The organism is Dryocola boscaweniae, assembly GCF_025215095.1.
GTDB lineage: Bacteria > Pseudomonadota > Gammaproteobacteria > Enterobacterales > Enterobacteriaceae > Dryocola > Dryocola boscaweniae.
In genome coordinates this window covers 83,086-107,464 of sequence record NZ_JALHAP010000080.1, presented here as the reverse complement: position 1 = coordinate 107,464, position 24,379 = coordinate 83,086, and the positions used below count along the sequence as shown (strand labels likewise).

The 24,379-nt window shown below is 52.5% G+C and carries 23 protein-coding genes and 1 pseudogene; 9 read left to right on the top strand and 15 right to left on the bottom strand.

Features of this window, described 5'->3' with window-relative positions; translation table 11 throughout:
• Positions 1-3 precede the first annotated feature (3 nt).
• The 3 genes from sitC to MUA00_RS14505 all read left to right on the top strand — a co-directional run bounded on the left by sitC (position 4) and on the right by MUA00_RS14505 (position 2,746).
• Positions 4-861 carry an iron/manganese ABC transporter permease subunit SitC gene (gene sitC / locus MUA00_RS14515; RefSeq protein ID WP_271123743.1) on the top strand — a complete coding sequence of 286 codons (858 nt, stop codon included), beginning with the start codon at positions 4-6 and terminating at the stop codon, positions 859-861.
• Entirely contained in the window at positions 858-1,706 is an 849-nt protein-coding gene (locus tag MUA00_RS14510) for a metal ABC transporter permease (RefSeq protein WP_271123742.1), read from the top strand. Before sitC ends, MUA00_RS14510 begins: the two co-directional genes overlap by 4 nt.
• A gap of 74 nt (positions 1,707-1,780) precedes the next feature.
• On the top strand, positions 1,781-2,746 hold the full coding sequence (locus tag MUA00_RS14505; RefSeq protein ID WP_271123741.1) for a sensor domain-containing diguanylate cyclase: 966 nt from the start codon (positions 1,781-1,783) through the stop codon (positions 2,744-2,746).
• Positions 2,747-2,877: 131 nt separating this feature from the next.
• Here the strand turns inward: MUA00_RS14505 and yghX are convergent, their stop codons facing one another.
• A complete protein-coding gene (yghX, locus tag MUA00_RS14500; RefSeq protein WP_271123740.1) occupies positions 2,878-3,765 on the bottom strand; it encodes a YghX family hydrolase in 888 nt (295 codons plus the stop codon).
• Between the two features lie 63 nt (positions 3,766-3,828).
• The gene (locus tag MUA00_RS14495) at positions 3,829-4,707 is read right to left on the bottom strand and encodes a DMT family transporter (protein WP_408639718.1); all 879 of its coding nucleotides are present in this window, start codon (positions 4,705-4,707) and stop codon (positions 3,829-3,831) included.
• A 244-nt stretch (positions 4,708-4,951) separates the two neighbouring features.
• Here MUA00_RS14495 and MUA00_RS14490 point away from each other — a divergent pair, with 244 nt between their 5' ends.
• A complete protein-coding gene (locus tag MUA00_RS14490; RefSeq protein ID WP_271123738.1) occupies positions 4,952-5,815 on the top strand; it encodes a MurR/RpiR family transcriptional regulator in 864 nt (287 codons plus the stop codon).
• Positions 5,816-5,928: 113 nt separating this feature from the next.
• On the opposite strand, the gene MUA00_RS14485 is transcribed toward MUA00_RS14490, so the two are convergent.
• The 5 genes from MUA00_RS14485 to MUA00_RS14465 all read right to left on the bottom strand — a co-directional run bounded on the left by MUA00_RS14485 (position 5,929) and on the right by MUA00_RS14465 (position 10,894).
• On the bottom strand, positions 5,929-6,531 hold the full coding sequence (locus MUA00_RS14485) for a 2-dehydro-3-deoxy-6-phosphogalactonate aldolase (RefSeq protein WP_271123737.1): 603 nt from the start codon (positions 6,529-6,531) through the stop codon (positions 5,929-5,931).
• The gene (locus MUA00_RS14480; protein ID WP_271123736.1) at positions 6,518-7,372 is read right to left on the bottom strand and encodes a 2-dehydro-3-deoxygalactonokinase; all 855 of its coding nucleotides are present in this window, start codon (positions 7,370-7,372) and stop codon (positions 6,518-6,520) included. The genes MUA00_RS14485 and MUA00_RS14480 overlap by 14 nt, the downstream gene beginning before the upstream one ends.
• Positions 7,369-8,859 (bottom strand): sodium:solute symporter family protein, encoded by a 1,491-nt coding sequence (locus tag MUA00_RS14475; protein ID WP_271123735.1) that lies wholly within the window; start codon positions 8,857-8,859, stop codon positions 7,369-7,371. The genes MUA00_RS14480 and MUA00_RS14475 overlap by 4 nt, the downstream gene beginning before the upstream one ends.
• Before the next feature lie 145 nt (positions 8,860-9,004).
• Entirely contained in the window at positions 9,005-9,397 is a 393-nt protein-coding gene (locus MUA00_RS14470; protein WP_271123734.1) for a RidA family protein, read from the bottom strand.
• Positions 9,398-9,463: 66 nt separating this feature from the next.
• Positions 9,464-10,894 carry an N-acyl-D-amino-acid deacylase family protein gene (locus tag MUA00_RS14465; RefSeq protein ID WP_271123733.1) on the bottom strand — a complete coding sequence of 477 codons (1,431 nt, stop codon included), beginning with the start codon at positions 10,892-10,894 and terminating at the stop codon, positions 9,464-9,466.
• 202 nt (positions 10,895-11,096) lie between these two features.
• Here MUA00_RS14465 and MUA00_RS14460 point away from each other — a divergent pair, with 202 nt between their 5' ends.
• The gene (locus tag MUA00_RS14460; protein WP_271123732.1) at positions 11,097-12,317 is read left to right on the top strand and encodes an amino acid deaminase; all 1,221 of its coding nucleotides are present in this window, start codon (positions 11,097-11,099) and stop codon (positions 12,315-12,317) included.
• Positions 12,318-12,414: 97 nt separating this feature from the next.
• Here MUA00_RS14460 and MUA00_RS14455 read toward each other — a convergent pair whose 3' ends face one another.
• The 4 genes from MUA00_RS14455 to MUA00_RS14440 all read right to left on the bottom strand — a co-directional run bounded on the left by MUA00_RS14455 (position 12,415) and on the right by MUA00_RS14440 (position 16,419).
• A complete protein-coding gene (locus tag MUA00_RS14455) occupies positions 12,415-13,737 on the bottom strand; it encodes a PTS sugar transporter subunit IIC (RefSeq protein WP_271123731.1) in 1,323 nt (440 codons plus the stop codon).
• Complete coding sequence (locus tag MUA00_RS14450; protein ID WP_271123730.1) at positions 13,724-15,127, bottom strand: glycoside hydrolase family 1 protein; 1,404 nt, start codon at positions 15,125-15,127, stop codon at positions 13,724-13,726. Before MUA00_RS14450 ends, MUA00_RS14455 begins: the two co-directional genes overlap by 14 nt.
• Positions 15,128-15,136: 9 nt before the next feature.
• On the bottom strand, positions 15,137-15,451 hold the full coding sequence (locus tag MUA00_RS14445; protein WP_271123729.1) for a PTS sugar transporter subunit IIB: 315 nt from the start codon (positions 15,449-15,451) through the stop codon (positions 15,137-15,139).
• 224 nt (positions 15,452-15,675) lie between these two features.
• Entirely contained in the window at positions 15,676-16,419 is a 744-nt protein-coding gene (locus MUA00_RS14440; protein WP_271123728.1) for an SDR family oxidoreductase, read from the bottom strand.
• A gap of 123 nt (positions 16,420-16,542) precedes the next feature.
• On the opposite strand from MUA00_RS14440, the gene MUA00_RS14435 reads away from it, so the two are divergent.
• Positions 16,543-16,890 (top strand): winged helix-turn-helix transcriptional regulator, encoded by a 348-nt coding sequence (locus MUA00_RS14435; protein WP_271123727.1) that lies wholly within the window; start codon positions 16,543-16,545, stop codon positions 16,888-16,890.
• Between the two features lie 237 nt (positions 16,891-17,127).
• Here the strand turns inward: MUA00_RS14435 and MUA00_RS14430 are convergent, their stop codons facing one another.
• From MUA00_RS14430 to MUA00_RS14420, 3 genes are all read right to left on the bottom strand, one after another.
• Positions 17,128-18,021, bottom strand: a complete 894-nt coding sequence (locus MUA00_RS14430; protein WP_271123726.1) for a diguanylate cyclase regulator RdcB family protein — start codon at positions 18,019-18,021, stop codon at positions 17,128-17,130.
• Positions 18,018-20,387: a clamp-binding protein CrfC gene (gene crfC / locus MUA00_RS14425; RefSeq protein WP_271123725.1), complete on the bottom strand. Its 2,370-nt coding sequence runs from the start codon at positions 20,385-20,387 to the stop codon at positions 18,018-18,020. Before crfC ends, MUA00_RS14430 begins: the two co-directional genes overlap by 4 nt.
• A 100-nt stretch (positions 20,388-20,487) precedes the next feature.
• Positions 20,488-21,405: a helix-turn-helix transcriptional regulator gene (locus MUA00_RS14420; RefSeq protein ID WP_271123724.1), complete on the bottom strand. Its 918-nt coding sequence runs from the start codon at positions 21,403-21,405 to the stop codon at positions 20,488-20,490.
• 382 nt (positions 21,406-21,787) lie between these two features.
• Here MUA00_RS14420 and MUA00_RS14415 point away from each other — a divergent pair, with 382 nt between their 5' ends.
• The 3 genes and pseudogenes from MUA00_RS14415 to MUA00_RS14405 all read left to right on the top strand — a co-directional run.
• Positions 21,788-22,123: a zinc ribbon domain-containing protein YjdM gene (locus MUA00_RS14415; protein ID WP_271123723.1), complete on the top strand. Its 336-nt coding sequence runs from the start codon at positions 21,788-21,790 to the stop codon at positions 22,121-22,123.
• A 119-nt stretch (positions 22,124-22,242) separates the two neighbouring features.
• Positions 22,243-22,677, top strand: a complete 435-nt coding sequence (gene yjdN, locus MUA00_RS14410; protein ID WP_271123722.1) for a VOC family metalloprotein YjdN — start codon at positions 22,243-22,245, stop codon at positions 22,675-22,677.
• Positions 22,678-22,944: 267 nt separating this feature from the next.
• A pseudogene (locus MUA00_RS14405) lies at positions 22,945-23,130 on the top strand (PAS domain-containing protein); the annotation flags it as partial.
• 19 nt (positions 23,131-23,149) lie between these two features.
• On the opposite strand, the gene MUA00_RS14400 reads toward MUA00_RS14405, so the two are convergent.
• On the bottom strand, positions 23,150-24,364 hold the full coding sequence (locus tag MUA00_RS14400; RefSeq protein WP_271123721.1) for a phospholipase effector Tle1 domain-containing protein: 1,215 nt from the start codon (positions 24,362-24,364) through the stop codon (positions 23,150-23,152).
• Between the last annotated feature and the right edge of the window lie 15 nt (positions 24,365-24,379).

Sequence of the window (24,379 nt, the reverse complement as noted above, 5' to 3'; positions counted from 1 at the left end):
CCGATGGGTATTTTGCTGGAACCTTTTGCCTATAACTACATGTTTAACGCCGTCTGGGTGTCGGCGCTGGTCGGCGGCGTCTGCGCATTTTTGTCGTGTTATCTGATGCTTAAAGGTTGGTCGCTTATTGGCGACGCGCTTTCGCACTCCATCGTACCGGGTGTTGCGGGCGCATATATGCTTGGCCTGCCCTTTTCCATCGGCGCGTTCTTTTCCGGCGGGCTGGCTGCGGCAACCATGTTGTTTTTAAACCAGCGCACGCGCCTGCGGGAAGACACCATCATCGGGCTTATCTTCTCCTCGTTCTTCGGCCTCGGGCTGTTTATGGTTTCGCTTAATCCAACCTCGGTGAATATTCAGACCATAGTGCTGGGCAATATTCTGGCTATCGCGCCAGCCGATATCGTCCAGCTTGCGGTGATTGGTTTTGTTTCGCTGGCCATTCTATTGCTGAAATGGAAAGACCTGATGGTGACCTTTTTCGATGAAAACCACGCCCGCTCGATTGGCCTGAATCCTGTGCTGCTAAAGGGATTGTTTTTCACTTTGCTTTCGGCCACCACCGTTGCCGCGCTGCAAACCGTCGGCGCGTTTCTGGTGATTTGTATGGTGGTCACGCCGGGCGCAACCGCTTATCTGCTGACCGACCGCTTCCCGAAACTGCTGATGATTTCCGTGGCGCTGGGCAGCGTGACCAGCGCGGTCGGCACTTATATCAGCTATTTTCTCGACGGCGCAACGGGCGGGATTATCGTCGTACTGCAAACCGTTTTATTCCTGATTGCCTTCATCTTTGCCCCGAAACACGGCCTGCTGGCAAACCGCAAACGCGCGCGCCTGGCGCAAGGAGTCGCCCCATGAGCCTTATTGATACGCTGCTTTCTCCCTTCCAGTTCGGCTTTATGATTAACGCGCTGACGATGACCGCGCTGGTCGCCGTTCCGTGCGCCCTGCTCTCCTGCTTCCTGGTGCTGAAAGGCTGGGCGCTGATGGGCGATGCCATGAGCCACGCGGTCTTCCCCGGCGTCGTGGTGGCCTGGATGGTCGGATTACCTCTGGGCATCGGCGCGTTTGTGGCAGGCTTATTCTGCGCGCTGGCAACGGGATTTTTGCAGGACAACAGCCGCATCAAGCGCGATACGGTGATGGGCATCGTTTTCTCCGGCATGTTTGGCGCGGGCCTGGTGCTGTATGTCTATCTGAAACCGGATATCCACCTCGACCATATTCTGTTTGGCGATATGCTCGGCGTCGGCCAGAGCGACATCATTCAGACGGGCATTATCGCGTCGCTCACCGCTGGCATTATCGCCGTGAAGTGGAAAGATTTTCTGCTGCACGCCTTCGACCCGACACAGGCGCAGGCATCCGGCCTTAACGTCAAACTCCTGCATTATGGCCTGCTGTGCATGGTGTCATTGACCATCGTCGCCGCGCTGAAAGCGGTGGGGATTATCCTGGCGATTTCCTTGCTGATTGCGCCCGGCGCCATCGCCTCCCTGCTGACCCGCACGTTTTTATCCATGATGCTGGTCGCGCAGGCGTTGGCGATTAGCGTCTCGTTTGCTGGCGTTTATCTTTCGTTCTTCATTGATAGCGCTCCTGCGCCAACCATCGTTGTGCTCTCGGCCATTGTGTTTATCGCGGCGTTTATTTACTCCTCGCGTAAGCAGGCAAAAATGGAAGCAGGACGGTTGCCGACATAAGTTTTTCACAGGCCTTATTTACATCTCATTAATAACTGTTAAAAATGGATATTATTTGAACATAATCACGGTCAATGTCCGAAGACGCTCTCAGGCAGCAGATTCAGAACCTCAAAAGGCACAATGCCCGGCTCAAGAGAATTGCACACGACGCGCGAAACAAGCTCAGTGCGGCTCTGGACGGCACCGGTCTGTGCCTGTGGCAGCTACACGTGCCAAGCGGCAAGCTGGTTATTTTCAATCGCCGATGGGGTTCAATGCTGGGCTATCAGCCCAAGGAACTTAGCGCTCACTTCGAGGTGTGGCGTGAGCATCTGCATCCTGAAGATAAAGAGATGGTGCTGGCGGCGTTTTACAACCATCTCGACGGCAAAGCCCCGTTTTACGAAGCCCTGCATCGCATGCAGGCCAAAAACGGCACCGTTACCTGGGTTCTCGATCGCGGCAGAGTGACCGAATGGGACGATGACGGAAAACCGCTCAAAGTCACCGGCACCCACATTGATATGACCAAAGAAAAGCAGTATGAACAGCAGCTTGCCAAACTCGCCAACCACGACCCGCTGACCGGATTAGCCAACCGTCACGCGCTGCATGCGCAGTTCGATCTGATGAAAAAGCCTGGGCCGCTCTGCGTGGCTTTTATTGACCTGGACGACTTTAAAAACGTTAACGACACCTTTGGCCACCGCAGTGGGGACGAAGTGCTGCTGCAGCTCAGCCAGCGTCTGCACGACGCCTGTCCGCCAGAAGTCACCATCGGCCGCATCGGCGGCGATGAATTCATCCTGCTGATGCCCTGGACGCTGGATAACCCGGAGATTAGCAACGTCACCAGACGCTGCCTGGATGCCGCAATGACTCCGTTTGAGCTGGGCAACGGCTCCGCAAGCGTTGGCGCATCAATTGGCGTCAATGAGTCCTGGACGAGCGACAATTTCGCCGACGCGGTGATCCGCGCCGATGAGTCGATGTACATCATTAAACGTACCGGGAAAAACGGCATCGCTTTGGGTGCGGTTATTCTGGTGCAGACATAGTATTTCGGTGGATGGCGCTTCGCTTATCCACCCTACAGCCATAATCGCAGGTCGGATAAGCGAAGCGCCATCCACCCGGCAGACATAATCTGTAGGTCGGATAAGCGAAGCGCCATCCGACATCTCACAATTTAAACCAGATATTTATTAAACCAGTCAATCGTCCGCTTCCACGCTAAATCCGCCGCCGCTTTGTCGTAACGCGGGGTCGAATCATTATGGAAACCGTGATTCACGCCGGGGTAAATGTATCCCTCGTAGATTTTATTATTGGCTTTCAGCGCGGCTTCATAGGCAGGCCAGCCTTCGTTAATTCGGGAATCCAGTTCGCCATAATGCAGCAAAAGCGGCGCTTTGATGCGCGGCACGTCTTCCACTTTCGGCTGCCTGCCGTAAAAAGGCACCGCTGCCGCCAGTTCCGGATAAGCCACTGCCGCAGCGTTCGCCACACCGCCGCCGTAGCAAAATCCGGTAATACCGACCTTTCCGTTCGCCGCTTCGTGGTGCATCAGAAACTCTATCGCGGCAAAAAAATCGTTCATTAACTTATTGGGATCGACCTGCTGCTGTAGCTCCCGGCCTTTCTCATCGTTGCCGGGATACCCCCCAACCGAGCTTAATCCGTCCGGCGCAAGCGCAATAAAACCTGCTTTCGCAACGCGCCGGGCCACATCTTCGATATAAGGATTCAGGCCACGGTTTTCATGAACCACCACTACGGCAGGCACTTTGCCCGCGGCCTTTGCAGGCTTCACAAAATAACCCTTTACGCTGCCGTGCCCTTGAGGCGAAGGATAATGAATATATTCCGGCAGAATATCGGGGTCGGTAAATTCCACCTGCTGCGCAAAAGCGTAGTTGGGCGTCAGCAACGTTCCAAGCGCCACGGCAGAAAGCCCGCCGACGACGAATTTTGACGCCAGATCAAGGAACTCGCGCTTGCTGATTTTACCGTGCACGTAAAAATCGAAGTATTCGAGAAGCTCAGGAGGAAAATCTTTCGCTGTCATTCTTGTCATCTGCAGGCCCTTTTATTCATGAAAGATGGATAGATAATGGCCTGAAAACGGTGATTTTGTAAACTAACCACGAGCCACGTTTACTCGCCAGATGCCAAAACATACCAGTGCCAGCGCAAGGGCATAGCGCCATTCCAGAATACTTTCCTGCAGGAAAATAGCCGACAGCACGGCACCGGAAACGGGGATCAGGAAGTTAAACGGCGCGATCATCCCCACGCGATTGTATTTAAGCAGCATGCTCCAGAGCGCGAACGCCACGGAGGAAAGCAGCGCCAGATAGCCCAGAATCGCCACTGATTCCCAGCCATGAAACGCAAGCGTTCCTCCCGCCAGATAACCGCCCAGGGTAAGCACCACGCCGCCTATAGCCAGTTGCCAGCCGGTCATAATCGTGGGATCGACCGTCTGCGAGATGCGTTTACCGTAAAGCGACGCGGCGGAAAGGATAAACGCCGCCAGCACCACGAAACCGTCGCCCATCCAGCTAAAGCTAAAATCCATCAGTTGGCTGTTAAAGTTCACCACCATTACGCCGGCAAAACCCAACACGCAGCCGACGATTTTATTTATGCTGAGCCGGTCATTCTGGTAGATAAAATGCGCCAGCAGCACGCTGAAAAAAGTCCCGGTGGCGTTCATGATCGACCCTTTTACGCCGGTGGTATAAGCAAGGCCGATATAAAAGAAGATGTACTGCAAAGCAGTTTGCGTCACGCCTAAAACCGCAAGCCGGGAAAACTGCCCGTGAGACAAACGTCCAATGGGTTTGCCCTGCATAACGGCAAATGCCAGCAGCAAAAGCCCGGCGATGACAAAGCGATAACCCGCGAAGACGATTTTGCCAGGCAAATCGTCGGCGGCTATCTCAAAAATCTCATAGCCGTTTTTAATAGCCGGGTACGCGCTTCCCCACAGCAGGCAACAGAAAGCGGCACACATCCATGCAAATTTCTTACGGGTAAACAGCGATACGTTGCTTTCCACTCGCTATCCCTTACAAAAATAAAATGTCGTTTCAGAATCAGACATTATCCGTGAATAGAAAAATATTGCTCGCAATTTACCCTACCATTTTTGGCTTTTCAGAAGAGATAAGCGTGAGCGGCATCCACCATTTTTCCCCAGCCGAAACATATTTATGGTACAAAGTACCGGCTATTTATCTTCATTTTCGGGACGCGCCATGGCCTTTTCCATCGACATTATTTCCTGCATTACCGACCGCTTTGTGGAGCTTACCGCCACGGAAAAGCGCATCGCGCAATTTATTCTTGATGACGTACAATCTGCCGCCACTTTACCGATTGCAGAAATGGCGCGGCTTACCGAAACCAGCCAGGCGTCGATTACCCGTTTTGCGCGAGCCATTGGCTGCAAAGATGTGCGGGAGCTGAAGGTAAAACTTGCGCAGTCGCTTGCCGTCGGGCAGCGCTTTATTCTTGATGTGCCGGATCTCGAAGGCGTACAGGGGATCTACGAAACTATCATTAATGTGCTGGACATCAATCGTCGGGCGCTTGACCCGGAATCCCTGAAAAAATCCGTCGAATGGCTGAGCGACGCGCGGCAAATCCTGGCGATTGGCATGGGCGGCGGCTCAACGATTTGCGCTCAGGAAGTGCAGTTTCGCCTGTTTCGCCTCGGCCTGCCGGTAGTCAGCCAGAGCGATGGCCTGCTGGTAAGAATGATGTGTTCTGCGGTGACGCCAAACGACGTGGTGCTTGCGCTCTCGCTGGGCGGCTATACGCCGGAGATCATTGAAAGCGCGGCGATGGCAAGGCAGTACGGCGCAAAAGTGATTGCTATTACGCCTGAGGAGACGCCGCTTGCGGCCAACGCTGATATCGTCCTGCCGCTTATCGTGCGGGAAAACGACTATATCTTTAAGCCGAGCACTTCGCGCTACGCGATGCTGGCGATGGTAGACGTGCTGGCGACGGAACTGGCGATGGCGAATAAGAGTCAGGCTAAGGACAGGTTGCGACGTATCAAACTAGCGCTGGACAGCCATCGCGGCGGCGTGGACAGACAGCCGCTGGGGGATTAGAAAGGTGGATGGCGCTGACGCTTATCCACCCTACGACTCACATAATCTTGTACGACTCGCATAACCTGTAGGTCGGATAAGCGTCAGCGCCATCCGACATCCACCCGACGCTTTTAACGCTTGAATGCGGCCATAAACTGCCGGGCCTTTTCACGAGTCGTCTCCACGCTCTGCCCGGCGCGATATAAATCGCTGCCAAGCCCCGCGCCCGCGCAGCCGGCCCGTAAATATTCACCCAAGTTTTCCGGCGTAACGCCACCAACCGCCAGCACCGGCACGGAAGGCGGCAGCACCGCTTTTAACGCCGAAATATAAGCCGGGCCAAAAGCTGACGAAGGGAAAATCTTCAGCCACTGCGCCCCGGCCTCCAGCGCGTTAAAGGCCTCGCTGGCGGTAGCGCAACCGGCACAAACCAGCATTCCGGCATCAACCGCGCGGCGAATTACCGCTGGACTGGTATTCGGCGTAACTATCAGCTTCGCCCCCGCCTCGGCCAGAAAATCCACCTGCTCAGTTTTCAGCACCGTTCCCGCGCCGATAAAAGCCTTATCGCCGTAGCGGCCGATCGTCTGCGGAATACTCTGCTGCCAGTCCGGCGAATTCAGCGGGATCTCAATGTAGCGAAATCCTTCTTCAATAAGTGAACCCACATGATAGCCAGCCTCATGGGGATGAATACCGCGCAAAATCGCGACCAACGGCTTAGCGTCTTGCATCAAGAATGCTCCTTATCCCTTGCTGGAAAGCGGCATCGCCCGCTATTTCATTGGCTGCAATACCCGCCTTTTCAAAGGCCTGCTTATAACGAAGGCAAAGCGTTTCGCCTCCAACCAGAGTCACGCTTTCTGCCGGTTCCATTGCCATTACTTCTGCGCCTATCAGCAGGCCAGAAAGCCAGTCGCTGACGGATTCCGCCGGTAGCTCGCCCAGCACTCGTGCCGCACGCGCTTCAAAAAGCTTGTTAACAAAAGACGGAGAATCCAGCCCGCGTTGCAGACCTGCCCGAAACGCCGCGTTATCGTCGCGCTGCTCCGGCAGCCCTTTGCCAATCAGCGAATGGTTCATCAGGAGGTGATGCAGCTCGCCCGTCATCGCCGTAGAAAAACAGCTCACCGCGCCGTTCGCCACCTGTACCCGTTTGCTGTGCGTGCCGGGCAAAACATAGCAGGCGGCAGGAGCAAGCTGCATCGCCCCCAGTAGCTGCGTTTCTTCACCGCGCATCACATTACGGGAAGTCTTCAGACCCGGAACTATCCATACCTGCGGCGCAACTTCATAAAGCTGCGCGCTCAGCTCATGCAGCGACGCCGGGCACGCCAGGTACGGCACGGGCTGCCAGCCCGCGTCGCTGCCAATCATGCCGGCCATCACTACCGGCATAGCTTCCCGTATGCGCCAGGGTTCGATGTACTTGTCGAACACTTCACGTGCGCTTTGCTCAACCAGACGGCTTACGCCGTAAGGTAGCTGCAGGCTGTCCACGCACCGCCCGTCGCGATAAAGCCAGGCGCGCAGATGCGTTGAACCCCAGTCGACGGCGATATAGTTCTCGCTCATCGTGCGTTCTCCGTAGCGCGTTTACCCAGCGGCACCGGTATGGCTTCCGGCTGGTTTTCACGTTCGCGGGTAATCATTTCCAGCGCTTCTTCGCGACTTATTTTGCTTGCCGGAGTGACCAGCGTAACGACCACCGCGCAGCCCAGGCTCGCCAGTACGGACGGAATACAAGGGTTACCCCAGTAAGCCATCCAGCTTTCATTAAGCAGCACCGCAATAGAAGCTGCGGCACCACTGACCAGCGCAGTTAAAGCGCCCTGCCAGTTAAACCGCAACCAGAAACGGCCGAGGATCGAGCAGATAAACAACCCGGACATCAAGGTGGCAATCATCTTTGTGATGTAACTAATAATGTCGTTAGACGTCAGGGCGAAGAGCAACGCCAGGCCAATGACAAACACCAACATCCAGCGTGACAATGTGATGGCTTTATTTTCCGGCGGCATTCTGCCGGTGACCATGGTGTAAAGATCGCGCATCATAATTGCGACAGCCGCAATGGCATCAGAACTTGCCGAAGACATGGTGGCGGACAAACCGGCTATCAGCACCACTAAACCCAGCGAGGCTGGCAGGAAGCTGGTCGCAAACAGGAATGCATAGTTGCTGTTTTCAAGCGCCGGATTCATGGTAAACGCAGCCATTCCAATAATGGCAGGCAGAATAGAGAAGAACAGATACAGCACGCCGGTGTAAACAAATGAACGGCGCACGGAAGAGACGTCTTTACCGGAATAGATACGCTGGCGGTAAGAAGGTGTTGCCAAAACACCAACGCCAATGACCATCGCCAACGACAGCGCAGGAATCACGCCTAGCTTATCAATGGCCAGGAAGCTCAGCGCTTTAGGGTCCATTGCGTGTTCAATAACATTCCAGCCACCGACATGAACGACAGCCAAAATCGCCATCAGGATAAAACCAAAGAATAAAATAAGAGCCTGAATCGTATCCGTCCAGACCACTGCGGAATAACCACCGATGACCACATAAATAGCAAATGCCAGGGCAATAATAACTTTCGCCACCGTCATATCTATTCCTGTAGCCCAGGATAAATACATGCTCCCGCCAAGAATATGTGCACCCAACCAACCAATAGAGGCAATAAAAATAAGTAAGCCGACAATATTTTTTATTAAATGACTGGCACCGGTATAATAAGACAGTTCTTCACTCATGGTCATAAAGCGTAATTTACGCAGCGGAGCAAACCACCAGGCTACCAACAAAATACCTACAGCACCGCCCAGGCCATACAGCATTCCGGCCCAGCCGTTACTGTATCCGAAACCAACCGCACCCATGCTTGAACCGGTTCCCACCATCGTTGCTACCGTGGAGCCCAGGGTTAAAAACATCGGCAGGGAACGGCCACCAAGCAGAAAGTCATCACCATTTTTTTGGTTACGAGAAACAAACCAACCAAGCCAGATCATGGCGAGAGCATAAATAATGAATCCGATCAAAAAGACATGACTATTCATAACTCACTTCCAGATTAATAATTAAGGTGAAATTAGCCGCCTGAAAAAAACATACAGGAAACCCGTTGGCACTTTCGTAAGAGGTGCCTGATTTATTATTTAATGTGATACCGGTGAGGGTATTTATACCCTCACCTTGTGAAGATTAAACGCGTTCAGCGTTATAACAGGTCAAATCCACTTCCACTTTGCAGTCCACTACCAGATCGGCCACGCAGCACACGCGGGCTGGCGGATGGTCGGCGAAGAACTCACGGAAGACTTTGTTAAACGACTGGAAGTAGCGCGCATCGGTCAGGAAAACCTTTACGTGCACCACGTCCGCCAGGGTGTAGCCCGCGCTTTCCATAATGTCCACGCAGTTCTGAATCGCCAGGCGAGACTGCTCGATAATGCCGCCTTCTACCACTTCGCCGTCTTTCATCGGCGTTTGCCCGGACACGTACAGCCAGCCGCCCGCTTCCACCGCTTTGGCAAACGGCAGATGCTGCCCGCCGGTGCCCGTACTGCCGCCCACTCCGTAACGTTTAATGCTCATTGTTGCTCCTTTTTGTGGTGGATGGCGCTTTGCTTATCCACCCTGACGTTCTCATCCGACAAAATGCTACCGGCGCAAGAAACGGCCGGCACGCCCGATAACTTGTTTATCACGGTCATAGCTCATTACACCGTTGACCATGACTGCTTCAATCCCCGCAGCAGGCTGCTGGGGATCGCTAAAGCTTGCCACGTCGCGCACGGTTTCCGGGTCGAACATTACCAGATCGGCATAGTAGCCGCATTTCACCAGCCCGCGTTTTGGGAGCTGGAACCGTGCCGCCGACATGCCCGTCATTTTATGGACCGCCACGGTGAGCGGGAACAGCTTCTCGTCACGGCTATAGTGTCCGAGCACGCGAGGGAATGCGCCCCATAAGCGTGGATGCGGCATCGGGTCGTTCGGCAAACCGTCCGAGCCAACCATGGTCACCGGATAGCTCAATACCCGGCGCACGTCCTGCTCGTCCATGTTGTAGTAGATAGCGCCTGCGGGCATCAGTAATTTTCCTGCTTCCACAAGCGTCATCGACCAGCTTTGCGCAATCTGTTTTAAAGACTGCCCGGCGACTTCCGGGTGCGGTTCCGACCAGGTGATGATGATGTCGAACTCGTCGGTAATTTGCTTTATATCCAGCGTAGAGGAGCTTGCGGAATACGGGTAGCAGTCGCAGGACACGTCCTGCTGTTGGCGAACGTTGTCGAACAGCTTCAGCGTTTCTACGGTGCGGCCCCAGTTCTTCGCTCCGGCGCATTTGTGGTGCGAAACAACAACCGGCACCTTGCCATGGCGGCCAATACGAAACGCTTCGTCGAGCGCCTCCAGAATCGGCTCAAATTCCGAACGCAGATGAGTCGTGTAAATCCCCTTCTGCGCCGCTAATTCTTCCGCCAGCGCCATCACCTCTTCCGTAGAAGACTGGAAAGCCGAGGCGTAGGCCAGACCGGTGCTCAACCCAAGCGCGCCCTGCTCTAAAGCCTGCCGGAGCTGTTTGCGCATACCGCTGATTTCCTCTTCCGTGGCGGTGCGGAACAGGTCGTCCATATGGTTGTTACGCAACGCGGTGTGGCCGATAAGCGTGCCGACATTAATGGCCGGCCTTGCCTCTTCAACCGCTTCGGCATAGGCCGCAACCGTTGGGTAGACAAAATGCTCAACGTCGCCGAGTAAATTCATCGGGTCCGGCACACTGCCCTTCATGGTCGCGGTTGCCGCGCTGATGCCGCAGTTGCCAACGATAACGGTCGTTATCCCCTGGCTGATTTTCGGCAGATACTCCGGCATGCGGATCACGTTGATATCGTCGTGGGTATGGACATCGATAAATCCCGGGGCCAGCACGCGGCCGGCGCCGTCGATTTCCTGCAGCGCTTCACCGCTAATAGCAGGCGAAATCTCAGCGATGTGATCGCCCTGAATGGCGACATCGGCGCGGTATTCCGCTCCGCCGCTGCCGTCAATGACCGTAACATTCCTGAACAGATAGTCGAACTTCATATGTTCCTAACCCCCGTGGTGTTCTGGGCTAAAGTTAACCATTTACAAGCGAGAAAAACAGTGGAAGACTACGCAAAATGCATAGGATTTTCTGATACTTTTATTCATTAGGAATAAAGTTTAAAACATATATTATTTATTTTCATGTAGTTAAAGACGATACCCAATCTGAAAGAACAGATAACCACAAGGGAATAATGTTATGAAATACCAAGAAAGTAACCTCGTCCCGCACAAGTCCGCCCTTATGAGCACCGCTGCAAATATCCTCAATGAGGACGTTTGCCTGCCAGCGGCCGTTATCAAAAAAGCGGCGCTTGAGAACAATATTCAGTGGATGCAGCGCTATGCGGACGCGCGCGGCGTTTCCCTTGCGCCGCACGGGAAAACAACCATGACGCCGTGGATTTTCCAGCAGCAACAGCAGGCCGGAGCATGGGCCGTCGGCGTCGGCAGCGCCTGGCAAGCAAGCATTGCCATGGTGAGCGGCGTGAAGCGGGTGTTGATGGTTAATCAGCTCGTCGGCAAAGCGAATATGCAACTGGTTGCAAAGCTAAAAAATGAATATCAGGACGTAGATTATCTTTGCTGCGTGGACAGCGTCGCCAACGCTAAAACCCTCTCCGCTTTCTTTAGCGCACAAAACCAACGGCTTGATATCCTGATCGAGCTGGGCGTGCCGGGCGGTCGCTGCGGTTGCCGTACTGCGGAGCAGGCTCTTGCGCTGGCAGAAGAGATTTCGGGCTTACCGGGCCTGCGTTTACGCGGCCTGGAACTCTATGAAGGCGTGCTGCATGGTGAAAATCCGCAGCCAGAAGTCGAAGCGCTGCTGCGTGATGCGGCGGCTCTCGCCTGCCAGCTTGAGCGTTACGTTGAAGGCGAGTTTATTCTCACCGGCGCGGGATCGGTGTGGTATGACGTGGTGTGCAACATCTGGCTGGAAGCAAACAAACCGGCAAACTGCCGCGTGGTAATCCGCCCGGGTTGTTACATCACTCACGATAAAGGGATCTATCAGGAAGCACAGGATGAGCTGATGGCCCGCGACAAAGTTGCCTGCGATTTGGGCGGGGATTTGGTCTCCGCGCTGGAGCTGGTCGCTATGGTGCAGTCGGTGCCGGAAAACGACCGTGCGATTGTGAACTTCGGCAAACGCGACAGCGCCTTTGATGCGGGATTACCGCAGCCCGTCGCGCATTACCGCCAGGGGAAATTACTGAAGCAACCGGCAGAAACCATCGAAACCACGGGCATTATGGACCAGCACGCGATGCTGAAACTCAAGCCGGGCGCGGAAGTGCAGGTCGGCGATATTCTGGTGTTCAGCACCTCCCACCCATGCCTGACATTCGACAAGTGGAAGGCGCTGCTGTTGGTGGACGAGGAATATAACGTGCTGGAAACGTTAGAGACGGCTTTCTGATGTAAGAGCCGTGGGTGGTCAACAGGTGGATGGCGCTTACGCTTATCCACCCTACAAAACGTAGGTCGGGTAAGCGCAGCGCCACCCGACATAATATTCATGCATCCGCCAGTTGCTTCGCCTGCTCTTCTTCGCGCTGCTGCTGCTCGGTTTCCAGCATCTTCTTCTCGTACACCTTAAAGAACGGGTAGTAGATCGCCAGCGAAATGAAGAAGCAGATAAATACCAGCCCGCAGGCAATCAGGTTCCAGTTGGTGGTGATAAGCGCTCCTAACGGAGCCGGGATGGTGAACGGCGGTTTCACCATCATGCGCGGAATAAGCCCGCTGATGGTAAAGAGATACACCACCACGGTATTCACCATCGGCGCAAGAATAAACGGCACGGCCAGAATTGGGTTCATTACTATTGGCGCGCCGAAAATCATCGGCTCGTTGATATTAAACAGCCCCGGAATAAACGACAGCTTGCCCAGCGATTTCAAATAAATAACTTTAGAGCGGATAAACAGCACCACTAACGCAAGCGTGGAGCCGGTGCCGCCCATCTGCGCATACCACTGGAAAAACTGCTCGGTGAAGATATTCGGCAGTTCGTAAGCGCTGGTGCCCGCCTGGAACAGCTCCATATTCTGCACAATCGCCTGATCCCACAGCGGGCGGATCAGCGGCCCCATCACCGCGTGTCCGTGGATCCCAAACACCCAGAACAGATCGATAAAGAACTGCGTGACGATGCCGCCAAACAGATTGGTGCCGGTCATAAATCCTTTGAGCGGCATAATGATAAAGCTGATGATGGCGTTAATATCGATATTCAGAAAGTGACGCGGGATCCAGAAGATCAACACCACCGCAAGCGTCGGAAAGAGCGCTGAAAACGAACTCGCTACCACCGGCGGCACGCCCGCAGGCATCTTAATTTCGATGTTGCGGACTTTGATGAACCGGTAAATCTCAATGGCAATCAGCGAGGAAATAATTGCCCCAAATAATCCCTGGGAGCTTAACGACGTAATGGGAATATAACGCCCGGCGACCGCCTCACCAGCCACGGTAACGCCTTCTTTAATATTCACCGGCACAATCATCAAGAGCGTTGCCAGCATGGCTAATAGCCCGCTGGTAATATCATTAAGCTTGTAACTTTTACCGAGGAACGACCCTATTGTGAAAGCGGCGTAAAGCGACATCAGCCCGACGGTAAACCGAAAAGGCACATCCAGCATATCGCGCCAGGGCGCGATAAAGTCCATATAACCTTTAATGGGAATATTCAGCAAAATAACGAAAAACGACCCGACGATGGTCAGCGGTAAAATAGAAATCAACCCGTTGCGGATCGCCTGCATATGGCGCTGGTTGCCAATGGCGTTTGCCACCGGCAGCATTTTTTCGGCCAGCCTTTCAAAGTACGACATCCCCTGCCCCCTCGAAGCCGTTATTTTCTATTACCGAGCGGAACCATTGCCCCGATTTTTTAAGCGAGCGCTGCTGGGTCTCTAAATCCAGGTGATAAAAACCGTAGCGATTTTTATAAGCGTTTTGCCAGGACCAGCAGTCGATAAACGTCCACATGTGATAGCCCAGACAGTTGCTGCCGTCGGCAATGGCCTGATGCAAATAGCGCAGATGCTCTTTTAAAAACTCAATCCGGTAGTCGTCCTGCACCTGGCCGTTAACCATAAACTGCTCTTCGCCCTGAATACCAATGCCGTTTTCCGAGACGAACCAGGGAATATTGCCGTAACGTTCCTTTACGACCATCGCAATGTCATAAAGCGCCGCCGGATAGATTTCAATGCCGCGGGAGGTATTCATTCTGCGTCCCGGCATGATGTATTCCTCAAAAAAGCGCTCGGGCACAAAACCATGTGGTTCTTCAAGCAAAGTTTCACGCGCTTTAACACGACGCGGGCGGTAATAATTGATGCCCAGCAGATCAATTTTCGTCTTCGCAATAAGCTCGCAGTCGCCGGGCATAATACGTGGCAACTGGTCATGTTCTTTTAAGATGGCGATTAGCTCGTCCGGGTAGCGCCCCAGTAAAACAGGCTCGTTAATGCTGCGAGTATAAAACAGGTCCGCCATTTCCGCCGCGCGCAGGTCCTCCGGCATATCGCTGCGTGGATAAACAGGAATAACATCCATAATGATGCCAATCCGCCCTTCAATATTCATATCGCGCCACTCGGCAACGGCTTTGCAGTGTGCAAGCACGATATGATGCAGTACCTGCGCGGCCCGGCGGAAATCCGTGACGTATGGATAATGGCGTGGATGCAAATAACCCGCTTCCGCAGGAATTAAAGGCTCGTTAAAGGTGAACCAATAGCGCACGCGGTCGCCAAAAAGCTCATAGCAAATACGCGCATAGCGGGCGAAAGCCTCGACCACTTCACGGTTTTCAAAGCCGCCCTTTTCCTGGAGGGCCATCGGCATATCAAAATGATACAGGTTGATAAACGGCTCAATGCCCTGGGCGTGAAGCTCGTCGATTACCGCGTTATAAAAATCGACCGCCAGCGGATTTATTTCCCCATCGCCATCAGGGATAAGCCGCGACCAGGAAATTGAGGTGCGAAAAGAATTCAGGCCAATATTTTTGGCAAGCTGAATATCCTCCCGATAATGCTGATAAAAGGTTGAAGTCTTATTCGAGGTTACGCCGTTAAAAAAGCGCTGATTAAAATGGCGCGAGGCATAATCCCAGATATTTTCTCCTTTGCCGTCGCCGGGCGTATGCCCTTCGGATTGCGTTGCGCTGGTTGCCGTGCCCCACCAGAAATTATCAGGAAAGCGGTCGTTCATAGCCTGTCCTTATTGTGCGTCAGGAAGCAAAGACAAGGCGTGATCCAGCACCTTATCGCCCTGCATCGAGCCGTAATGCATCATATCGATGGCGGCAACGGGCACCCCGTGCGGAGCGGCGGCGCTGGCTAAACTCTGTAGCTGGAACTTTACCTGCGGACCAAGCAAAATCACGTCGGCATCGCTGACAATCTGGTCAAAATCGGACACCGGCACGGCGGTAATTTCCACCTCAATATTACGACTGGCGGCGGACTGCTTCATTCTCTCCACTAACATGCTGGTAGACATGCCGGCAGCACAGCATAAAAAGATCTTCTTCATCTTAACTCCTTGCAAAATAAGCGTGAGGGCCCGCAGCACGCGGCAAAATATATTCTGCGGAGTGTGGGAAAAAGCGGCAAGTGAGGGGCAACACAGAATTGATTTTAAAGACTGGTACTTTTTGGGGAGTTACTGATATATAAATTTTTTATCGATAATTAACAGCAGGATAGTGCTGTTACAATAATGAAAATAAAGGCGTTCCCTCGCCTGGTTACAAAAAATTATAAATTACCCACGCCGCCGTCCATCAGTAAGTCACTGCCCACCATAAAAGCGGACTCGTCAGAAGCGAGGAATACGGCGCCTTTCGCGAGTTCAAGTACGGTGCCCAGACGACCAATCGGCACCAGCGCGCGGATGTCGTCACGCAGCGCATCTTCGGCTACGCCATTGCCTAATTTACCCAGCGCAGGCGTTTCGGTAGGGCCGGGACTCAGACCATTTACGCGAATGCCTCTGCCGCTCAGCTCCCCGGATAGCGTTCTTGCCAGCGAGAGGATAGCCGCTTTGCTGGCGGCATAAACGCTGCTTTGCGGCAGCCCAATGCGGGCGCTGACCGACCCACAAACAATCACCGATGACGGATTCGCCAATAGCGGCAGCAAAGCCTGAATCAGGAAGTACGGGCCTTTAAGATTGGTATTCATCAGCCTGTCGTAAGCGCTTTCATCCCAGTCCTGTAAAGCGCGGTGGGTCACATCTCCCGCATTGATATACAGCACGTCCAGCCGGGGCCACAGTTGAGCGATCTGTTTGCCCAGTTCGCGCTGCTGGCCCATATCACCGGCCTCGCTGTGAATAATATGCACGTTGCCCAGCGCCTCTTTCGCTTCCAGCAGCCCCTGCTTGTTTCGGCCGGTGATCGCAACCGTTGCCCCTTCCGCAATAAACTGCCGTGCCGTTTCCAGGCCGATACCGCTGGTGCCGCCGGTGATTAATGCGTATTTGCCTTCAAGTCTGCCCATCGTCATTACCTCATGTTTAACTGGTCAGGACATTATTTCCGCTATAGTATCCTTTGGATAGTAGGCACCATCTGGATACTAAAGAACCAAATGGGATGCATTAGCCAATCGCAGGGCAAAGCCATGATAAAAAATTTTTCGACAATACCAGCAGGCATTGCCTGCCCGATGGTGAGTTTTGTGAATCTGATATCCGGCAAATGGGCGATCCCCATTCTTTACAGAATGATTGTGATAGATGAGCCGGTGAGATTTAGCGATTTACAGCGCGCGGTGCACCCCATCACGCAAAAAGAGCTCACGCGCCAGCTACGCCAGTTTGAATCGCGCGGCCTGGTGACAAGGCAGGTTTTCGCGGAAGTCCCGCCAAGAGTGGAGTATCAGATAACGGCGTTAGGAAAATCGCTGCGCCCAACGCTGGATTCGCTGGCCGAGTGGATGCTGGAAAATGAGGGAAGGCTTGGGGATTGATTCTTCGAGGCGGCTCGCAATAAGTAACCGCAAGCCACAGGGTTCACCCAATAAAAATAACCTTATAAATCAAATAACTACCTACAATCACCGTCAACATTTTATATGAAAGCGAGCCAGAAATTTAATATTTAATTTTCTGACACGCTTTCGAATAATAAAAAAGATCGGATAAAAATAATATTCCCAGGCCAAATACAGCGCCTGAATTATTATTTCGCTATAGCCTGCGAATAATTAAATATTGAGCCTGCGCTGGCTCAGTACCTCATCCACCATGGCGCTGCCCAGACGCATGGCCGAGCAGATCCGCGGCATCCCCAGCGCGATGCCTTGCCAGCTTTGCGTAACGGAATAACTCACCGGATGACGATCGCTGTCGCTGCTGTTTCCCAGCCAAACCAGCGCGTCTTTATGCTCCATTAAATCGGGCACGGACGGCGTGGTCAGCCATTCGTGATAGTAATGACGCGTGCGCGGTGAAGCGTTAACGTCCTCAGCAAGGCGGTTTATCGACAGACCGCGGACAAACTCAAGCAGTTGTGCCGCCTGGTCTTCGCTGCAAAGGCGCAACGCATCACCAAAGGCTCCCCAGAGGAGTTCCGTGAGCGCAACATAACAGCGCCCGGCAGGAGAAAACGCAAAATAGTGCCCGGCACGCCAGCGAGCGAAAATTTGTTCGCAATGCACCGTTCCCTGACGATACAGATCGATACTTCTCAGTTGCTGTTCGAGCTTATGCACGCGCTGCTCCAGCAAGTTTTTTATCTGATTTAACTGGGCTCGCCCTTGTGCAGAATAATAAGCCACGCGCGCCGAAGCCGTTTCCATCTGGCTGAGTCGCTCATGTATCAGCGATGCGGCCAGATAACTTTTAGCCACCGTGCCGGTGAGTTGTCCAAGCCAGGTGAGGGAAGCTTCCATACACTCAGGCGTTGCGCTATCCAGCCCCCAGAAATTCACGCGGTTTTGCCCGGCGAATTCTTCTTTCAGGCGCTGGTAAAACGCTTTGCCCTGCTGGCTACGCCAGGGATCGCGCGCCACATCAATAGCGCAGGCGTAATCCACGACAAATTTTTCCGTAATGCATTCCAGGGTTCTGACCGGACCTGCAAGTAATAAACTGCTCATTGGTGCTGCTCCGCCGCAAAAAGCGTCTGGATATCATCTCTTAATAAACGGGTATCTTCATGAATATACCGCGTCGTTCTTACGCACTGCTGGAGCTGGCTTTGCAGCGTTTGCAGCGCCTCTTCGTTTTGCAAACGCGCCACCAGGCTCTGCTGGAGATTGGTTTTTATCGCCTCAAGCGCCTGGGCAAAATCGGCAAAGAAGGTCGCCATTCCCGCCATTACGGAGATATCAACCTGCGCGACAATCGCTTTATTTAGCTGCAACAGGAAGGAGGCAACGTGTCTGTGCAGCCTGCTTTGTAAATCCGGTAAAGCGATGACATAGCGGCTCTGGGTCGCCGTATACCCTTCCCAGCCCCAATCATCACTGTTCAGCCAGCGCGCCAGAGTGCCACGCATGCCACTCTGGCGACGAATCTGCGATACAGGCACTTCCTGATGGTCGATAACGTCGTTAAAAGCGTGCTGCGCATTGAAGTTAAGCTGGCTGGTCTGGAAAGCCGGCAGGCTGATATGCGCCCTGAATCCCGAGAGCGCGAGCCCTTCCGTCACGCGTTTCTCAATCGGCTTGAGCGTCTGGCGTAGCGTGTCCATCAACGAGGTTTCAAGCTGATTAAGCAGCAGCGCCAGCTCTTCGGTCATCGCTTCCTGAGCCACAAGCAAAATGTTTTCGCTTGAAGCGCGTATTTTGTTAAGCATCAGCCCCGCGGCCTGTTCATCCTCAACGGTTATGGATTCGCAGCCCGCCTCGAAATCACGGCTGCGAGCGGTAGACAGACGGAACGAATGCCGTGCTACGTCCTCATGCACCTTCCCCTGCTGAAAATAATCGTCAATATCCGCCTTAATGCGTTTTTCATAGCGGGAGATGAATTCCGCAATGCCGGTAACCGCTCTTTCGACATCGGTGCGAATAATACGGCTGATATCCTGCTGGCTGGTCTGCAGCAACGAAAGGTCGTCTTCCAGCAGGCGAATATTGCTCTGCAGCTTTTCGTTTGCCACCTGCAGCCCCTGGCAGCGAAAACTAAGATACTCCTCGGCTCCCTGGGCGTAATTAAGCAGCTTCTGCGCCGCCGCGCGGAGCGCATACATGGAAGCGTTGGCGTGCGCGGCATGCAAAATAGCGTCCACGGGGGAGGCAAACATCGAATCTTCCCACAGCAGATCGGCTGCATGGCGAAGATTGTCGATATCGGCGAGATCGGAGCTGCGCCAGCGGCGGCCAAGCGCGGCCTCAGCAAAATCCTGAACCCAGCGCTGATCCTGCGGATCGGGCAGCTTGCCGTGTTCTGCAAGCTCGAAGCGCGCCCGGTTTGCAAGATAGCCCCACATGGAAGAGACCGGGAACACACGATCGGTCTCGATAGTGCCTTTCATTAGCGTGCCGGAGATAAGCGCCTTAACCTGTGCCTCGTCGTCACTGTTGCGATCTTTTTGATCGAACTTATTCACCAGCGCGTAAAGCGGCACCGATTTGCCCGCCCCCAGAATCGCCCGGCGCACTTCCTCATCGGAAATCGATTTCAACTGGGTGTAATCCATTACCGCCAGCACGGCTGAAGCCTGCGAAAGCTGCTCCTGCAGCATTTTTTGCAGATGGGGCTGCCCTGCCTCATTTGGCCCCGGCGTATCAAGCAACGTGAGTTGTCCGTAGCCTTTCTGCATCCCTACCAGATGAATAAATTCCACCTCGATAACCGGCACATGCTCAATCGCCGCATAGGCCTTAAACGGGAAAGAAACCTCAAGCACCGTTGACAGACGCACCAGGTCATTAAGGCTTTTCAGGCAATGGAAAATGGGCTGCGCGCCCAGGTAATGTTTCTCGAAAGTGCCGCCGCTGGCAATGCGCGTCAGCAGTTCATCCATATCCCGGTCAATTTCAAGCTGCTGCGTAAGCGCTTCACGATTGATTCCTTTTAATTTTTGCTGCAGCTCTCCCATCAGCGCTTCAATAGGAACAACATGAGGAAAATGCAGTACCGGCTCACGCTGGCCCGGCGTGTGGCGAATAAGGGTAGGCAACGCCGTCATCGGCCGGTTACGGTTTGGCAGGACTTCGGTGCCGATAATGGCGTTTATTGTCGTTGATTTGCCAGCCTTCATAGTGCCGACAATAGCCAGCACCATTTCCTGTTGGGTAATTTTACGCAGTTCGTTTTGTAGCATCGCCTGCTGGGCGTTAATACCGCGGGCGCTAAATTGCAGAGGTACAACTGACGCCACGGCATGCAGATTATTTAATATTTGATCGTTTTGCGTCGCGAGCGGGACGGTTTTTAAAGCGTTCAGATTTTGTAAGGCGAGCTGTAATAGCCGCTCGGCCTCCTGACTTAATTCGAAAATTGTTTGTGTGTGCATAAAAAATGTTTCCTTAACTCAAATTATCCGGCTTTTATAAGAGCATTATTTTTTTGTGCTAATGAAATACCGGCTTTTATAATTACGTGAGGAAAGTATTTTATTGTTCAATATCGCACCAGGCCGCAATTCTGGCTTTTAAATCATGCTGCCAGACCTGCGGCGAAATAATCGTTACATGGGGTATCCAGTATTGTACTAGCGGGAATAATTGTTCCGGCGAGACAATATGGCTGGAAAGAATAAGACAACCATTATCAAGCTCCTGCATCATTTGTTGAAAAGGCAGTAGCTTGCGTCGCTTAAAGTACACCGCCGCCTGCGCAGAAACCTGCAGCAGCACTTCCGTTTTGACCAGGTCGTCATCCAGACCTTCTTCATTATCAAACCGCGTCAGCATCGCTGAATCAGGTATGAATGTTTCAGTAAGTGATTCTAATGAATTGATTTGGCTTAACATCCAGGTATCGGCGTGATTATCTTCTGTACCCAATAAATACCAAATACCCTGGCGGGTTGCCAGACGGTATGGTGCTACACAGCGTAGCGCATTTTTATAGATAAACCGGCAGTAGCGTCGTGAATTTATCAGATTGTTTAATTCATAAAAATGGCTATTTAGCTGCGGACTATTTTCATATTCATACCCTAAAACCAATAAATCAGGAATAGACCTCAGATGAATAAACTGTCTATAGGTCTTTATATCGTTCCACGGATAAACTGCAGCAAGTCCTGCGCGTTTTGTTAAGCGCAGCAGGTCATTTACATTAAACGGACCTTTTAAATGTGATGAGAGGCGTTTTTTCCCCTCGCCGATATCCTCCAGAATAGCACCGAGCCTGTTTAAATCACGGTATGCTGTTCGCATATCTACATCAAAACGCTGGCGAATAATATCAGCGGAAAAGGTTTCTCCCTGATAAAGACTTAAGACGATTTCGGCCAGTCGGTCTGCAACTTTTACTTTTGCGCCTTTCATTCTCATCGGTTCTTGCCTCTGTAGCAATGCATCCATCGGCCCAACCATACCCCTGGCAAGTGACAGGAGGTGTCAGCGCAATAAGCTTTTTTTGTTTTTTCAATCAGCTATCGCACGCCTGGCGTTCTGGCCTGGCTCTCCTGAATGACGTTAAACTAAGTTAAATTAATACTGTCATTAACGGCAGAGAACGTCAGGTCTTTAAGCTAAATTTCACTTTCTGCTGTTCGACAAGAAAGTTCTTCGTAAGCCTTCCCATTTACCTGAAAAGTCCGTCAGCGCCGGGCTTCTTATAATCCCCACAAAAATAAGGATTTTGTGTATAATCTTGATACTTTTTGGCGGTTCACCGCCATTTGCGCTGAAATCCCTGTTTTACAGTCATTTCTAATTTTTATTCTTTTTTGAGGTTACCAATATGCAACTCCCTCATTGCCCACAATGCAATTCCGAGTACACCTATGAAGATAATGGGATGTTTATCTGCCCGGAGTGCGCACATGAATGGAATGACGCCGAGCCCGCGTCTGACGCAGACCAGTTAATCGTCAAAGATGCCAACGGCAACCTGCTGGCAGATGGCGATAACGTAACGGTAGTGAAAGACCTGAAGGTAAAAGGCAGCTCTTCCATGCTGAAAATCGGCACCAAAGTAAAAGGCATCCGTCTGGTCGAAGGCGACCATAACATCGATTGCAAAATTGATGGTTTTGGCCCGATGAAGCTCAAATCTGAATTTGTGAAGAAAAACTAAGTCTTTTCTTTTCTGCCCTCTCCTCAGGAGAGGGTAAAACCGCCCCATAGCCGCCTGGCTTGCCCCTTCCCGGGCAACTACACTTCTTCTGCACTCTCTATCCAGAAGAGGAATGACCGATGTCTGTTAGCCCCTATATTTTTTTTGACTGTACCTGCGAGGAAGCAATCGCTTTTTATCAGCAGGCGATTGGCGCTCAGTTACTTTTTAAAATGACCTTTGGCGAAATGCCAAATGAAGAGGAATCCTCAGAAGATTGCGCCAGCGGATTTAACTGGCCGGACGATAAAATAATGCATGCCAACGTTCGCATCGGTGATAATGAAGTGATGATGAGCGACGGAAATATGTGTGCGGACAGAGTTAAGCACACTGGATATGCATTAAGCCTTGCGACCAAAGATTTAGCACAAGGCCAGAGCTGGTTTGATAATCTCGCGGCAGGCGGAGATGTAACCATGCCGTGGGGAGAAACATTCTGGGCTAAAGGGTTTGGTATGTTAACGGATAAATACGGTATACCCTGGATGATAAACGTAGAAAAGCCGATGTAATATATTAACCTACCGTTCATTAAGGCTTGCTAAAGCGAGCCTTAAGCCCTTCTGAAATAAAAAATTCTTTTAATTCAATAAATAAAGCATTACTCATTTATTCACTTTTAAATTGCGATGCACGGGTAATTATTACGGCTAAAATAAGTATTATTTAAGAAAAGTCGATCAATATCACATTTTCTCACCAAAGCTAAATCACACCGCGCCGAAAATATTATGACATATTCCCGTCGATTCACTCGTCTTCTTATAAAGTAAACAGCTATGCAGCAGCGTCCTTTGGTTACGGATATAAAAAATATTATGCAGAATAATGTCACATTAATGTCCGCTACCGATTTTAATAGCTACATTACTTATACTAACGACAGCTTTGTTGATATTAGCGGATTTACCCGCGAGGAATTAATTGGCCAGCCGCATAATTTAGTTCGTCACCCGAATATGCCCAAACAGGTATTTGCTGATGCTAGCGCGATATCGCCCATTCCCTGGGGACTTGCCAGGGCGTACGGAAATAGCTGCTCAGAGATTGCGGGGTGTAGCTGCCGGTCAGCCATTCCCCGCTGTCCGCAGACTGATAAGGCAGCAGCGAACCGCCGTTCAAACGATCGATAGCCGACTGGTGGATCATCATTGAAGAGGTGAGCGGCGCGGGTAACCATCGGGGAGAGACCCGCTGCCAGGCCGTGGGCGGAAACCATTCGCAGTGCAAACGCCCAAGAGGATCGGCAATCATCTCGCTGCGTAAAAGATTCATGCCCAGATCGTCTAGCGCATCATGCATCCACAAATACGCGCCGTTCGATAGCCCGCATTCCCCTTCAAAGCAGTTATAACCGCCACCCACGTCGTGATGAATACCGGGAAACATGACCTGAACGATGCGATCCCGGTTATCCCACACCGCCGGAGCCAAATCGACACGCTGCTCGTCTATGGCGATGGCCTGCAACCCGTACTTTACCCGGGGATGCAGCACGTTATTGCTGAAACGAAAAACGTTCATCCGCTTGTCGTTAAAGTATCTGGGAATGCCCAGATGGCCAACCGTTTCCCATACCGCCACGGCCTCAACGGGCACGCTGGTTGTCATGCAGGTGGGGTCTACGCTGTCGCAAAAGAACGCCGGAAAATCCTTTAGCACTGCGCCGAGCAGATTGCCGTTAACCCCCGACGCATGCGCGTGGTAGTGCGCCCAGACGGATGCCGCCAGCCGCCAGGACTCCTCTTTGTGCCGCTCATCGAGACGTAATTTGTCCCGGTTAAGCAAACCCTTATCTGTTATCAGATTAGCCAGCGTGCGCGCCGTCCAGGCTCCCTGGCTAAACCCCACCAGGTAGATACGATCGCCCGGCTGCCAGTGGCGGCTGATAAAGGTATAGCCGCGCACAACGGGCGTAATAATATTGGCGCCGAACGTGTCCCCCAGCAGCTTCACAAAGCTGTTATGCGGATCGCCCACGCCATAAATATACTTTGCGACCTGTGCCACATCCCCGCTGCCGTCAACCCAGCTTTTTTCCTGCTCATTCGCCAGCAGCAGGCTTTGTTTATCCACAAGCCCTTTCATATCGACAAACAGTTGATAGACGTTGCTGACGACCGCGCTTTCGCCTGTCTGCTCGTCAAAACCAGGATTCGTCCATGCGCCATCCGCACAAAAAATTATATTTTTGCTCATTATTTATGCTTCCCC